The organism is Modicisalibacter sp. MOD 31.J (genome assembly GCF_020147985.1).
In the GTDB taxonomy this organism is placed as follows: domain Bacteria; phylum Pseudomonadota; class Gammaproteobacteria; order Pseudomonadales; family Halomonadaceae; genus Modicisalibacter; species Modicisalibacter coralii.
In genome coordinates this window covers 91,563-103,558 of sequence record NZ_JAGXFF010000001.1, presented here as the reverse complement: position 1 = coordinate 103,558, position 11,996 = coordinate 91,563, and the positions used below count along the sequence as shown (strand labels likewise).

Below are 11,996 nucleotides of genomic sequence, written 5' to 3'. Positions count from 1 at the left end.
GCTATGATGCGCCGACGCCATTGTCTCGCCGACCGCGCCGCTCTACAGCTTTCCGGCGGAGTACGGCCACCCGTCCAACGACCCCGAATACCCCTTCGAGCACCTCGGCTTCACCCTGCCCTGGAACATGGGGGAGCAGCCGGCACTGTCGATCAATGGCGGCTTCAGTCACGATGGCCTGCCACTGGCGATCCAGTTGATCGGCCCGCGCTTCGAGGACCGCCGGGTGCTGCAACTGGCACACGCCTTCGAACGCTGGCGCGGGCCGATCGACCGCTGGCCACGCCCCCCGGGCCAGTGATACCGCCATCCCCACCGACACAGGAGCCGATCGACATGCATCGCCCCATCCTCCCCACGACGGCCCGCGGCCGCCTGACGCTGACGCTGTTCCTGGTCGTCATCGCCGGCGGACTGTGGCCGGTGGTACCGATCGCCAACCAGGCCCGACTGGTGCTCGGCATCCCCGCCGTGGCGGCCTGGGCCTGCCTGCTCGTGCTCGCCTCCAGCGCGGTGATGCTGATCGGCAACCGCCTGTCGCCGCTACCCGAGTCGATCGTCCGGGCTCACGACACCGAGGAGGCCGAGCGATGAACAGCGTGCTGCCGCTGTCGATGACCCTGGCTTACGTGGCGATCGCCGTGGTGCTGGGGGTTCGCGCCCGCGCGGGCCAGCGCATGGACTCCCTCGAGCAATGGGGGGTGGCCGGGCGCAGCATGGGCCCGCTGGTCATGTACCTGCTGATGGGCGCCGGCAGCATCAGCGCCTATACCTTCATGGGCGCGCCGGGCTGGGCGTGGAGCAAGGGCGTGCCGGTCTTCTACGTGGTGATCTACCTGAGCTATCTGGCGCTGATCGCCTGGTACTGCGGGCCCCGGGTATGGGCCTTCGGCGCCCGGCTGGGCCACGTGACCCAGGCCCAGGCCGTCGCCGAGCGCTTCGAGAGCCCCCTGCTCGGCGCGCTCACCGCGCTGGTGATGTCGATCGGCGCGCTGGCCTACGCCATCCTGCAGACCATCGGCGCTGCCTACATCCTCGATGTCATGAGCGCGGGCCGCCTGCCGTTCGCCCTCGACGTCTGGCTGGTGCTGGGCGCGATCGCGAGCTATCTGTTCATCAGCGGTCAGCGCGCCATCGGGGTCACCAATGCCTTCCAGGGCGGGCTGATGCTGGTGGTTGCCTGGGCGATCGGGCTGTGGGCGACCCACGACCTGACCGGACAATGGTGGTTCGGCGGCGTCTTCGAGCGCGTCCAGGCCAGCCATCCCGACTTCCTGACCCTGCCGGGCGGCCTCGGCGACATGAGCTTCGCCTTCTGGACATCGTCGATCATCGTCTCGATGTTCTCCTTCCAGCAACCGGTCTGGCTGCAGTGGATGAGCGCCGACTCGGCCCGCAGCATTCGCCGCAGCGCCACCTGGCTGCCGACCTACTATCTGGTGATCCTGCCGATGGTGGTGGTCGGCTTCATCGGTATCTTCACCCTGCCGAACCTGGCGCGTCCCGACACCGTGGCGCTGCAGCTCGCCTTCCAGCAGATGCCGCCGGTGCTGGTCGGGCTGCTCGGCGCCGGCACGCTGGCGGCGGCGATGTCCTCCTGCGAGCCTTACATCCACGGCACCGCGCTGACCTGGACCCGCGACGTGATCCGCCCCCTGCTGGGGCTCTCCGAGCAGCGCACCGCCCAGCTCGCCCGCTACCTGATCTTCCCGATCATGCTGCTGATCGTGGGGCCGCTGGCCATGCGCGAGCCCGGCAACCTGATCATGATCCTGCTGGTCGGGCTGGGTTTCGCCGCGCAGATGCTGCCGGCCTTCATCGGTATCTTCCTGTGGCCTCGCGCCACCCGCAGCGGCGTGCTCTGCGGGCTGGCCGCCGGCTTCCTGGTGACCACGCTGTTCACCGTGGTGTGGCCGAATCCACTGGGCATTCACGCCGGGGCCTGGGGGCTGATGATCGACCTCCCTCTGTTCGTGGTGGTCTCGCTGCTCACCCGCCCCGCCAGCCGGGCGACCCTGGCCCGCTTTCTGCCGATCGTCGCCCCCGGCCGCCTGCCCGCCGGGCGCGAGGCCGGCCACGGGGCCCGTGCCAATCCGCTAGCGGAGCTGGATGGCTGAGCCCCGTCCGGCCGGGTATCAGTCCGGCGCCTCGGCGGCCAGGCAGGCGTCGCCGTAGGCCGCCACGAAACTCGGCGGCATGCGCCGCGCCCGGCCACTGGAAAGCTCGACACAGGCGAAGCGCGTGCGGGCACGCAGCAGCGTGACCCCGTCGGTCACGCGGATCAGCTGGAAGCGGCGGGTGAGGGTCAAACGCCGGTCGCAGTCGACGATCCAGGTGGCGAGCCGCAACCGCTCGCCGACGTGCGCCGGCGCCAGGTAATCCAGCTCGTGGCGGTGCACCACCATGCCGCGGTCGAGGGTTCGATAGTCGTCGAGCGTCAGCCCGAGTCGCCGGGAATGCGTCCAGCTGGCCTGCTCGATCCAGCGCAGATACTCGGCGTTGTTGACGTGGCCGTAATGATCGATGGCCGACTCGTCGACGACATGCTCGATGACGAACGGCGTCGGCAGATCCCAGTTCATGCTCGGCTCCTGCTCGTGACTCCTGAAGGATCAATCGGGGTGCGGCGTGCCGCAGCGCCAGCAGGTGTCGAAGACCCCGTCCAGGGCCTCGCCACACGCCGGACAGGCCCAGGCCTGGCGCGGCCGGGGCGGGCCGTCGAGGGCCTCGTCGACCAGTGCCCGGGCCCGGGCATGATCGGCGGCGGCGACCCAGACGGCGGGTTCGCACTCGCCGGGCGGCAGCTCGCCGGCGGCGCCACCGAGGATCATGTTGCGCAGCTCGCAGTCGATCCCCGCGCCGACGAGCACGTTGTAGACGTGGCTGACCCGCAGCGCATTGGTATCGGCGAAGACCCGCACGCAAGCCCCGGTCGTCATGCCGTCAGTCGCGGAATACCCGCAGGCCCAGCGCCTTGAGATAGGCGGTCTCGGGGATCGACGGATGAACCGGGTGATCGGGCCCCTGGCCACCCTGATAGATCAACTGGCCGTGGCGGTCCTGGTGACGCACGGCGCCGCGCACGCAATCGATCAGCCGCTCGGTGGTCATGTGCATGGAGCAGGAAGCGGAGAGCAGCAGCCCATCGCGCCCCAGCAGGCGCATCGCCTCGCGATTGAGCCGGGCGTAGGCGCGCTCGCCGTTGGGGATGTCCTTGCGCCGCTTGATGAACGCCGGCGGATCGAGGATCACCACGTCGAACTGCTCGCCGTCGGCCTTGAGTGCCGCCATCGCCTCGAAGGCATCGGCCTCGCCGACCGCCACCCGCTCGGCGACGTCATTGAGCTCGGCGTTCGCGGCGACCCGTTCCAGCGCCTCGGCGGAACGGTCCACGCAGAGCACCTCGCTGGCCCCGTGGGCCGCCGCCTGGACGCCCCAGCCGCCGACGTAGCTGAACAGATCGAGGACTCGCTTGCCGGGCACCAGGGCGTTGAGCCAGGCACGGTTGGCGCGGTGATCGAAGAACCAGCCGGTCTTCTGCCCGGCCAGCACCGGCGCCTCGAAGCGCACCCCGTTTTCCTCGAGCAGCACCGTCTCGGGCAGCTCGCCGTGGACGACCTCGACCTGGGCGTCGAGCTGCTCCAGACGGCGTCCCGAGGTATCGTTCTTGAAGACGATGGCCCGGGGCGAGAACACCTTGTCGAGAGCGGCGATCACCTCGTCGCCGATCCGCTCCATGCCCAGCGTATTGAGCTGGGCCACCAGCACGTCGTCGTAGCGGTCGACGACCAGGCCGGGCAGCAGGTCGCCCTCGCCATGCACCAGCCGATAGTAGGGCTTGTCGAACAGCCGCTCGCGCAGCGCCAGCGCCTGGTTGAAGCGATGCACCAGCAGCGAGCGGTCGAGGCGCACGTTGACGTCGCGCGAGACGATACGCGCACAGATCAGCGAGTGCGGATTGACGTAGGCGATGCCCATGGGCTTGCCGCTGGCCGCCTCGATGATGGCCTGGCTGCCCGGCTCGACGCCCTTGAGGGGCGTCGCCTGGGTGTCGATCTCGTTGGAATAGAGCCACAGATGACCGGCCTTGAGGCGGCGATCGGCGTTCTTCTTCAGGCGCAGGCGTTCGGTCACGGGAACTCCGGTTCAGGTCATCACTAATGAAGGCATTTTAACGCGCACGCGCGCTGCGGGGACAAGCCCGAGGCACATGGGCCACGCTGCCCGGCAATCGTTCACGAAAAGGGCGCTCCCCGCCCGGGTGCTTTCAGGTCTGGCAGCGTGGGCAGAACACGCTCGCCCGCTGCCCCAGAGTGATCTGGCGCAGCTCGCCGCCGCAGCGCCGGCAAGGCTCGCCGGCCCGGCCGTAGACGTTGAGTCGCTGGGAGAAATAGCCCGGCTCGCCGACACCGCTGACGAAATCGCGCAGCGTGGTGCCGCCCTGACTGATCGCCGCGGCGAGCACCTCGCGGACCGCCTCGGCCAGCCGGTCGTAGCGCTCGCGGCCGATGCGCCCGGCGGCGCGACGCGGGTCGATGCCGGCCAGGAACAGCGCCTCGGCGGCGTAGATGTTGCCCACCCCGACCACCACGGCGTTGTCCATCAGAAACGGCTTGACCGCCAGACGCCGGCCCCGCGACAGCCGGTACAGCCGCTCGCCGTCGAAATCCGGCGACAACGGCTCCGGCCCCAGCCTGGCCAGGCGCGGATCGCTGGCGACGTCGCCGGCCAGCCAGTCGACGAAGCCGAAGCGGCGCGGATCGTGATAGCGCAGGATGGCGCCGTCATCGACCACCAGGTCGACGTGGTCGTGTTTCTTCGGCGGGTCGCCGACCCGGGCGATGCGCAGGCTGCCCGACATGCCCAGATGCCAGAGCAGCGTGCGCTCGCCGGTGGGCACGATCAGGTACTTGGCGCGACGGCGCAGCTCGCCGATCCGCCGCCCGATCAGGTGCTCCTCGAAATCCACCGGCACCGGCGTGCGCAGGCGCCGCTCGCGGACGATCACCTCACGGATCTCGCCGCCCTCGAGGTAGGGGGCGACGCCGCGGCGGGTGGTCTCGACTTCGGGCAACTCGGGCATGCAGGACTCCGACACGAGCGAGGAGAGAGCGAATCACACGGGACGAGCAGAGACGAAAAAACCCGGCCAGGCCGGGTCTTTCTCGGCAGGCGACACGCCTGCGGTGGAAGCATCAAGCCCCGAAGCCATCGATAAATCGACGGGCCACGCCACGCCCAGGGGCGATCGGCGGGTACCGTCTCATTTATCGACGCATCGTTACTTGATCTTGGCTTCCTTGTACATCACGTGCTTGCGGACCACCGGATCGTACTTCTTGAATTCGAGCTTGTCCGGGGTGTTCCGCTTGTTCTTGTTGGTGGTGTAGAAGTGGCCGGTACCGGCGCTGGACACCAACTTGATCTTGTCACGCATGATCGCTACTCCCTAATGTAAGAACGCCTTAGATGCGCTCACCGCGCTTGCGAATGTCTGACAGCACCTCTTCGATGCCCTTCTTGTCGATGATCCGCATACCCTTGGAGGAGACGCGCAGCTTGACGAAGCGCTTCTCGGACTCCATCCAGAAACGGTGGGTGTGCAGATTGGGCACGAAACGACGGCGCGTCTTGCGCTGGGAGTGGGATACGTTGTTACCAGTCACCGGACGCTTGCCGGTAACCTGACATACTTTGGACATGAGAGCCTCCAACCGCTGGGCGAGTTGTTCAAAACCTGTCGGGCAAACCGGGAAGAGAGAATGGCAGGTAACCGCCTTCCGCCCCTTAATTAACCCAAGGAAGTCAAAGGGCGTACTTTATACCAGAAGCCGTCCGTTGCGGCAAGCTACATTCGCAGGAGGCGCCACGGCAAATCACGCGCCAAGAGCCGGATAGGCCACCCTACGTGACCAGAGCCTCTCGAAAAGTCGGCGAGCGAAGGTCAGGCAAGGCAAAAATCAGCGAAAAAGCGGAGTTTACGAGCTGTAAATGAGCATTTTGAGCTGATTTTTAACGCCGCATGACCGAGCGCAGCCACTTTTCGGGCCTACAACCAGCCCCGTTCGGCGAACGACACCACCTCGCCATCGCCGACCACGAAATGGTCGAGCACGCGGATCTCGAACAGCGCCAGCGCCTCCTTGAGTCGCTCGGTGATGCGGCGGTCGGCGTCGCTGGGCTCGGCCACGCCGGACGGATGGTTGTGCGCGAAGATGATCGCGCCGGCCCCCAGTTCCAGGGCGCGCCGGGCGACCTCGCGCGGGTAGACCGAGGCGCCGTCCAGCGTACCGCGGAACAGCGACTCGAAGCGAATCACCCGGTGCTGGGTATCCAGAAACAGCGCGGCGAACTCCTCGTGGCCGAGATGACGCAACTGCGAGGCGAGATAGGCCCGCACCAGCGACGGCGAGGTCAAGGCGCCGCCGCGCTCGAGCTGACTGGCGAGATGGCGCCGCGAGAGCTCGAGCACCGCCTGCAACTGGACGTACTTGGCCTCGCCCAGGCCGTGCTCGGCACAGAAGCGCTCGCGGTCGGCCTCGAGCAGCGGCCGCAGGCCGCCGAAGGCGCCCAGCAGATCACGTGCCAGATCCACGGCCGAACGCCCCTTGACGCCGACACGCAGGAAGATCGCCAGCAGCTCGGCGTCGCTGAGCGCCTGCGGCCCCAGCCCCAGCAGCTTCTCGCGGGGGCGCTCGCCCTCGGGCCAGTCGCGAATCCCCATCCCGGCCGCGCCGCGTCAGGGCGTCCCGGTGGGCTGCCAGGGCTCGAGCGCCGCCTTGCGCGCCTTGTCCTTCTGCGCGGGAGACAGGCCCCAGTCGCCGCCGTAGATCGCGCCTTCCCAGGCGCCGTAGGCGGGGTTGGGCAGCAGGATGAAGTGCCGTCCGAAGCGGGCCTGGCGCGCCGTGGCCAGGGCGCGGCGCTCGGCGGGGTCGTCGCTGTCGAACTGGCTTTCGAAATCGGACAGGTTGTCGCCCATGTAGAGCGCCACGCGATGATCGGCGAGGACCGCGTCACGGCGCGGCTGCTTGTCGGAGGTGTCGGTGCGCAGCATCAGGTGATCGTCGTCCGCCTGGGGAAAGCCCAGCGCCTCGAGGTTGTCGCGGGTCGCCTCGAGGGCGTCGGCGTCGCGGTTGGTGATGTAGTAGATATCGACGCCCTGCTCGTCGGCATAGGTCAGGAAGTCGAGCGCGCCGGGCATCGCCCTGGCCTGGCGGTCTTCCATCCAGCGATGCCAGCGTTCGCTGTCGTAGGCGGCATCGCGTCCCACCAGGTAGGCCTCGAAGGCACTGTTGTCGATCACCGTCTCGTCGCAGTCCACCACCACCGCCAGCGGGCGATTGCCGTCGTCCTCGTCGAGGATCGCATCGAGCCGGTCGCGGGCGACGTTGAAGGCCTGATAGCTGAGCGCCCGATATTCCGCGGCGCTCTGCATCCAGGCGGTGGCCATCACCAGTCGCTCATTGAGATCGCGCTGGGAGTAGGCCGGGTTCGACGTCGGTGTGGCCGACTGGCTGGCGCAACCGGTCAGCAGCAGGCCCGTCAGGGCCAGGCCGGCCAGTTGCCGGGAGCGGGACAGGTGACGCGACGGGCGAAGCAGTGGCAATGACATGGACAGCCCCTTGGTTGGCATTGGCGATCACGGCGGCTCTTAGCTCTTAGCTCTTAGCTCTTAGCTCTTAGCTCTTAGCTCTTAGCTCTTAGCTCTTAGCTCTTAGCTCTTAGCTCAGTCTATCAGCGAACCTGAATACACGCCCGCCCGGTCACCCCGGCAGCCCGTCGCTCGACCAAAGTTGTATCGCAAGCTGTTCTGACCCGACTACCATACTAGTCATACAACGAATCGAGGCAGGGGATTAACATGACGCCATCGCTGATCGCACTCTGGGAGGAACAGCCCGAGGGCAACGTTCGCCAGCGCCTCCATGCGGTCCTGCGCCAGTCGATCATCCGCATGACGCTGGCCCCGGGTCAGGCGCTGTCGGAGAAGGAGATCGCCGAGACCTTCGCGGTCAGCCGCCAGCCGGTTCGCGAGGCCTTCATCCGGCTCTCGGAGGCCGGACTTGTGGAGGTGCGCCCGCAGCGCGGCACCTACGTCGTGCCCATCTCGCAGGCGGCCGTCATGGAGGCCCGCTTCGTGCGCGAGGCCATCGAGATCGCCGTGGCCCGCGACGCCGCCGACCAGGGACTCGATTCGGCAGTCCACGACGAACTGCACGAGCTCATCGCGCGTCAGCAGCGCTGCGTCGAGCCCCAGGATCACGACCGCTTCTACCGGCTCGACGAGGCCTTCCACCGCACCCTGGCGCTGGGCACCGGCCACGATGCCGCCTGGCGGGTAACTCAGGAGGTCAAGGCGCAACTCGACCGGGTGCGCTACCTGAGCGTGCCGGACGCCACCCCCATCACCAAGCTGATCGATCAGCACACCCGCATCCTCGACGCCATCGTCGCGCGTGACGCCGACGCCGCCGAACGTGCCGTGACGGAACACCTGCGCGAGATCCTCAGTTCGCTACCGACACTGGTCGAGCGCTTTCCCGACCTCTTCGAGGCCGCCGTCTCCGGTGGCCGCCGAACCCCGCTGCCCTCTGGAGCCAGTGCATGAAGATTCGCGATGCCTACACCATCGTCACCTGCCCCGGGCGCAACTTCGTGACGCTCAAGATCGTCACCGAGTCCGGCACCTACGGCATCGGCGATGCCACCCTGAACGGCCGCGAGATGGCGGTGGCCGCCTACCTCGACGAGCACGTCGTGCCGGCGCTGATCGGCCGCGACGCCAGTCGCATCGAGGACACCTGGCAATACCTCTACCGCGGCGCCTACTGGCGGCGCGGCCCGGTGACCATGACCGCCATCGCCGCCGTCGACATGGCGCTGTGGGACATCAAGGCCAAGGCCGCCGGCATGCCGCTCTATCAACTGCTCGGCGGCAGGAGCCGTGAGCGGGTGATGACCTACGCCCACTGCACCGGCCAGACGATCGACGACTGTCTCGCGGAGGTCGCCCGTCATGTCGAACTCGGCTACCGGGCGGTACGCGTCCAGGCCGGGGTGCCAGGCATCGAGACCATCTACGGGGTCGCCAAGAAGCCCGGCGAGCGCTACGAGCCGGCCGACTCGGCGCTGCCCGCCGAGCACGTCTGGAGCACCGAGAAGTACCTCAACCACGTGCCCAGGCTGTTCGCCGCGGTGCGCGAGCGCTTCGGCGACGACCTTCACGTGCTGCACGACGTCCACCACCGCCTGACACCGATCGAAGCGGCGCGACTGGGCAAGGCGGTCGAGCCCTACCACCTGTTCTGGCTGGAGGACTGCGTGCCGGCCGAGAACCAGGAGAGCCTGCGGCTGATCCGCGAGCACACCACCACCCCACTGGCGATCGGCGAGGTGTTCAACTCGATCCACGACTGCCGCGAGATGATCCAGAACCAGTGGATCGACTACATCCGCATGCCGCTCACCCACGGCGGCGGCATTACCGCGATGCGTCGCGTCGCCGATCTGGCGTCGCTGTATCACGTGCGCACCGGCTTCCACGGGCCGACGGATCTCTCCCCGGTATGCCTGGGCGCGGCGATCCACTTCGATACCTGGGTGCCCAACTTCGGCATTCAGGAGCACATGCCGCACACCGACGAGACCGACGCGGTGTTCCCCCACGACTACCGCTTCGAGGACGGCCACTTCCGGGTCGGCGAAACCCCGGGGCACGGCGTCGACATCGACGAGGAACTCGCCGCCAAGTACCCCTACGAACGCGCCAGCCTGCCAGTCAACCGTCTGGAAGACGGCACGCTCTGGCACTGGTGAGCCCCCTTTCCCTTATCCAGAGCGGAGTCCGTCATGAAAGCTTTCGAGGTTCGCGCCCCCCACGACTTCGGCATCGTCGACGTCGAGGCCCCACAGGCCGCCGCCGGCGAGGTGCTGGTCGGTGTCGCCTTCGCCGGCATCTGCGGCTCGGACATGCACATCATCCACGGCGACAACGCCTTCGTGCGCTTCCCCCGCATCACCGGCCACGAGTTCGCCGGCATCGTCGAGGCGGTCGGTGAGGGCGTCGAGGGCATCGCGGTGGGCGACCGGATATGTATCGATCCGGTCATCAACTGCGGCACGTGCTACCCGTGCCGCATCGGCCGCCCCAACGTCTGCACCCGACTGGAAGTGATCGGCGTACACCGCAACGGCGGTTTCGAGCAACGCGTCAGCGTGCCGGCAGGCAACGTTCATCGCCTGCCGGAGACCGTCGGCCTCGACCAGGCCGCGCTGGTCGAGCCCTACACCATTGCCTGCAACGTCCTCGATCGCATGCAGCCGCATGACGGCGATGCCCTGCTGATTCTCGGTGCCGGGGTGATCGGGCTGACCATCCTGCAGGTCGCCCGGGCCAAGGGGCTCACCGACATCACCGTCTGCGACGTCATCGACGAGCGCCTCGACGTGGCCCGCGCGCTGGGCGCCAGCCATGTGGTCAACGGTCAGCGGGAGGATCTCGAGACGGTGATGGACGAACGCACCGGCGGCGGAGGGGTGCCGCTGGTCGCCGACGCCGCCTGCGTGCCGGCACTGTTTGCGCAATTGGCGCGGATCGCTTCGCCGGCCGGACGCATCGGCCTGCTGGGCTTCAATGCCACGCCCAGCGACCTGGTGCAGCTCGAGGTGATCAAGAAGGAGCTGACGATCGTCGGCTCGCGCCTCAACAACCGCAAGTTCCCCGAAGTCATCGAGATGCTCGCCAGCGGGCGTCTCGATGCCACGGCGCTGGTCAGCCACCGGCTGCCCTTCGCCGAGATGAGTGACGCGATCCATCTGATCGAGCACCACCCGGAGCGTGCCCGCAAGGTCCTGGTCGAGTTCGCCGACTGACGAACGACACCCAGCCACGGCACCGCCCTCCATCGAGCCACTACTCGCACAACAACGCCGACAAACCAGAGTCAGGAGTGACACCATGTTCAAACGCTTGCTCGCCGGCGCGATCCTCGGTTCCGCCGTGATCGCCGCCCCCTTCGCCAGCGCCGCCGACTACACGCTGAAGTTCGGCCACCTGGCCAACAAGGAACACATCTGGAACAAGGCCGCCGAACGCTTCAAGCAGGTCGTCGAGAAGGAATCCGACGGCCGCATCGACGTGCAGATCTTCCCCAACGAGCAGTTGGGTACCGAGATGGAGGTGATCAACAGCATCCAGTTGGGCACCGCCGACATGACCATCACCGGCGAGAGCCTGCAGAACTGGGCCCCCAAGGCGGCGATGATGGCCGTGCCCTATGCCTTCCGCGATTCCGAGCAGATGCGCAAGGCGGTCGAAGGCGACATCGGCCAGCAGATCGAGGCCCAGATCGAGGAGAAGACCGGCCTGGTACCCATCGCCTGGTTCGAGCGTGGCCCGCGCGAGCTGACCTCCAACCGACCGATCAAGACACCCGCTGACCTCGACGGCCTGCGCCTGCGCGTGCCCAACGTGCCGCTGTTCGTCGACACCTGGCAGGCGCTCGGCGCCAAGCCCACGCCGATGGCCTTCAGCGAGGTGTTCACATCGCTGCAGCAGGGCACCATCGACGCCCAGGAGAACCCGCTGTCGCTGATCGAGAGCGCCAGCTTCGACGAGGTCCAGGACTACGTGAACCTGACCGATCACGTGCGTAGCTGGATCTACGTGGTGATCGGCAAGCAGAAGCTCGAGTCGATGCCCGACGACCTGCAGAAGGTGGTTCTCGATGCCGCCGACCAGATGCAGAGCTATGAGGAAAAACTCTTCGCCGAGGACCAGAAGCGGCTGCGCAAGGCGCTCGAGGACGCCGGCATGACATTCGTCGACGTCGACCAGCAAGCCTTCGCCGAGAAGGCCCGTCCGGCGGTCAAGGCCTCCCTCGATGACGAGCAGCAGACACTCTACGAGGCGATCCAGAACCTCTGACCGGGGGCTGCCCCTCGCCGGGCCCGAGCATGACGGGCCCGGCCTTTCTTTGCTTCGCCGAGGGACAATC

Annotated in this window: 15 protein-coding genes; 7 read left to right on the top strand and 8 right to left on the bottom strand. The window is 67.5% G+C overall.

The window, feature by feature from the left end:
* The first annotated feature begins 19 nt into the window (after positions 1-19).
* The 3 genes from KGR00_RS00490 to KGR00_RS00480 are packed head-to-tail and all read left to right on the top strand — an operon-like array spanning position 20 to position 2,117.
* Complete coding sequence (locus tag KGR00_RS00490) at positions 20-301, top strand: amidase family protein (protein WP_224419825.1); 282 nt, start codon at positions 20-22, stop codon at positions 299-301.
* Positions 302-336: 35 nt separating this feature from the next.
* The gene (locus KGR00_RS00485; protein ID WP_224418112.1) at positions 337-594 is read left to right on the top strand and encodes a hypothetical protein; all 258 of its coding nucleotides are present in this window, start codon (positions 337-339) and stop codon (positions 592-594) included.
* A complete protein-coding gene (locus KGR00_RS00480; RefSeq protein ID WP_224418113.1) occupies positions 591-2,117 on the top strand; it encodes a sodium:solute symporter family protein in 1,527 nt (508 codons plus the stop codon). The genes KGR00_RS00485 and KGR00_RS00480 overlap by 4 nt, the downstream gene beginning before the upstream one ends.
* An 18-nt stretch (positions 2,118-2,135) precedes the next feature.
* Here KGR00_RS00480 and KGR00_RS00475 read toward each other — a convergent pair whose 3' ends face one another.
* The 8 genes from KGR00_RS00475 to KGR00_RS00440 all read right to left on the bottom strand — a co-directional run bounded on the left by KGR00_RS00475 (position 2,136) and on the right by KGR00_RS00440 (position 7,612).
* On the bottom strand, positions 2,136-2,582 hold the full coding sequence (locus KGR00_RS00475; protein ID WP_224418114.1) for a thioesterase family protein: 447 nt from the start codon (positions 2,580-2,582) through the stop codon (positions 2,136-2,138).
* Positions 2,583-2,612: 30 nt separating this feature from the next.
* Positions 2,613-2,939, bottom strand: a complete 327-nt coding sequence (locus tag KGR00_RS00470; protein ID WP_224418115.1) for a DUF2007 domain-containing protein — start codon at positions 2,937-2,939, stop codon at positions 2,613-2,615.
* Between the two features lie 4 nt (positions 2,940-2,943).
* A complete protein-coding gene (locus KGR00_RS00465; protein WP_129140667.1) occupies positions 2,944-4,134 on the bottom strand; it encodes a class I SAM-dependent rRNA methyltransferase in 1,191 nt (396 codons plus the stop codon).
* Between the two features lie 133 nt (positions 4,135-4,267).
* On the bottom strand, positions 4,268-5,083 hold the full coding sequence (mutM, locus tag KGR00_RS00460; protein ID WP_224418116.1) for a bifunctional DNA-formamidopyrimidine glycosylase/DNA-(apurinic or apyrimidinic site) lyase: 816 nt from the start codon (positions 5,081-5,083) through the stop codon (positions 4,268-4,270).
* Between the two features lie 198 nt (positions 5,084-5,281).
* Positions 5,282-5,437, bottom strand: a complete 156-nt coding sequence (gene rpmG / locus KGR00_RS00455) for a 50S ribosomal protein L33 (protein ID WP_129140669.1) — start codon at positions 5,435-5,437, stop codon at positions 5,282-5,284.
* Positions 5,438-5,465: 28 nt separating this feature from the next.
* Positions 5,466-5,702 carry a 50S ribosomal protein L28 gene (rpmB, locus tag KGR00_RS00450; RefSeq protein ID WP_224418117.1) on the bottom strand — a complete coding sequence of 79 codons (237 nt, stop codon included), beginning with the start codon at positions 5,700-5,702 and terminating at the stop codon, positions 5,466-5,468.
* Positions 5,703-6,049: 347 nt separating this feature from the next.
* A complete protein-coding gene (gene radC, locus KGR00_RS00445; protein ID WP_129140671.1) occupies positions 6,050-6,724 on the bottom strand; it encodes a DNA repair protein RadC in 675 nt (224 codons plus the stop codon).
* 15 nt (positions 6,725-6,739) lie between these two features.
* Positions 6,740-7,612, bottom strand: a complete 873-nt coding sequence (locus KGR00_RS00440) for a 5'-nucleotidase, lipoprotein e(P4) family (RefSeq protein WP_224418118.1) — start codon at positions 7,610-7,612, stop codon at positions 6,740-6,742.
* Positions 7,613-7,861: 249 nt separating this feature from the next.
* Between KGR00_RS00440 and KGR00_RS00435 the strand changes: the two genes are divergently transcribed.
* From KGR00_RS00435 to KGR00_RS00420, 4 genes are all read left to right on the top strand, one after another.
* A complete protein-coding gene (locus KGR00_RS00435) occupies positions 7,862-8,608 on the top strand; it encodes a GntR family transcriptional regulator (RefSeq protein WP_224418119.1) in 747 nt (248 codons plus the stop codon).
* Complete coding sequence (manD, locus tag KGR00_RS00430) at positions 8,605-9,816, top strand: D-mannonate dehydratase ManD (RefSeq protein ID WP_224418120.1); 1,212 nt, start codon at positions 8,605-8,607, stop codon at positions 9,814-9,816. The genes KGR00_RS00435 and manD overlap by 4 nt, the downstream gene beginning before the upstream one ends.
* Positions 9,817-9,849: 33 nt before the next feature.
* Positions 9,850-10,872 (top strand): Zn-dependent oxidoreductase, encoded by a 1,023-nt coding sequence (locus tag KGR00_RS00425; RefSeq protein ID WP_224418121.1) that lies wholly within the window; start codon positions 9,850-9,852, stop codon positions 10,870-10,872.
* A gap of 85 nt (positions 10,873-10,957) precedes the next feature.
* Positions 10,958-11,926, top strand: a complete 969-nt coding sequence (locus KGR00_RS00420) for a TRAP transporter substrate-binding protein (RefSeq protein ID WP_224418122.1) — start codon at positions 10,958-10,960, stop codon at positions 11,924-11,926.
* The last annotated feature ends 70 nt before the right edge of the window (positions 11,927-11,996 follow it).

Excerpts from the sequence above, each read along its gene's own strand:
- KGR00_RS00485 (WP_224418112.1), top strand. The coding sequence starts at position 337 with ATGCATCGCCCCATCCTCCCCACGACGGCCCGCGGCCGCCTGACGCTG.
- KGR00_RS00480 (WP_224418113.1), top strand. The coding sequence starts at position 591 with ATGAACAGCGTGCTGCCGCTGTCGATGACCCTGGCTTACGTGGCGATC.
- KGR00_RS00475 (WP_224418114.1), bottom strand. The coding sequence starts at position 2,582 with ATGAACTGGGATCTGCCGACGCCGTTCGTCATCGAGCATGTCGTCGAC.
- KGR00_RS00470 (WP_224418115.1), bottom strand. The coding sequence starts at position 2,939 with ATGACGACCGGGGCTTGCGTGCGGGTCTTCGCCGATACCAATGCGCTG.
- mutM (WP_224418116.1), bottom strand. The coding sequence starts at position 5,083 with ATGCCCGAGTTGCCCGAAGTCGAGACCACCCGCCGCGGCGTCGCCCCC.
- rpmG (WP_129140669.1), bottom strand. The coding sequence starts at position 5,437 with ATGCGTGACAAGATCAAGTTGGTGTCCAGCGCCGGTACCGGCCACTTC.
- rpmB (WP_224418117.1), bottom strand. The coding sequence starts at position 5,702 with ATGTCCAAAGTATGTCAGGTTACCGGCAAGCGTCCGGTGACTGGTAAC.
- radC (WP_129140671.1), bottom strand. The coding sequence starts at position 6,724 with ATGGGGATTCGCGACTGGCCCGAGGGCGAGCGCCCCCGCGAGAAGCTG.
- KGR00_RS00440 (WP_224418118.1), bottom strand. The coding sequence starts at position 7,612 with ATGTCATTGCCACTGCTTCGCCCGTCGCGTCACCTGTCCCGCTCCCGG.
- KGR00_RS00435 (WP_224418119.1), top strand. The coding sequence starts at position 7,862 with ATGACGCCATCGCTGATCGCACTCTGGGAGGAACAGCCCGAGGGCAAC.
- manD (WP_224418120.1), top strand. The coding sequence starts at position 8,605 with ATGAAGATTCGCGATGCCTACACCATCGTCACCTGCCCCGGGCGCAAC.
- KGR00_RS00425 (WP_224418121.1), top strand. The coding sequence starts at position 9,850 with ATGAAAGCTTTCGAGGTTCGCGCCCCCCACGACTTCGGCATCGTCGAC.
- KGR00_RS00420 (WP_224418122.1), top strand. The coding sequence starts at position 10,958 with ATGTTCAAACGCTTGCTCGCCGGCGCGATCCTCGGTTCCGCCGTGATC.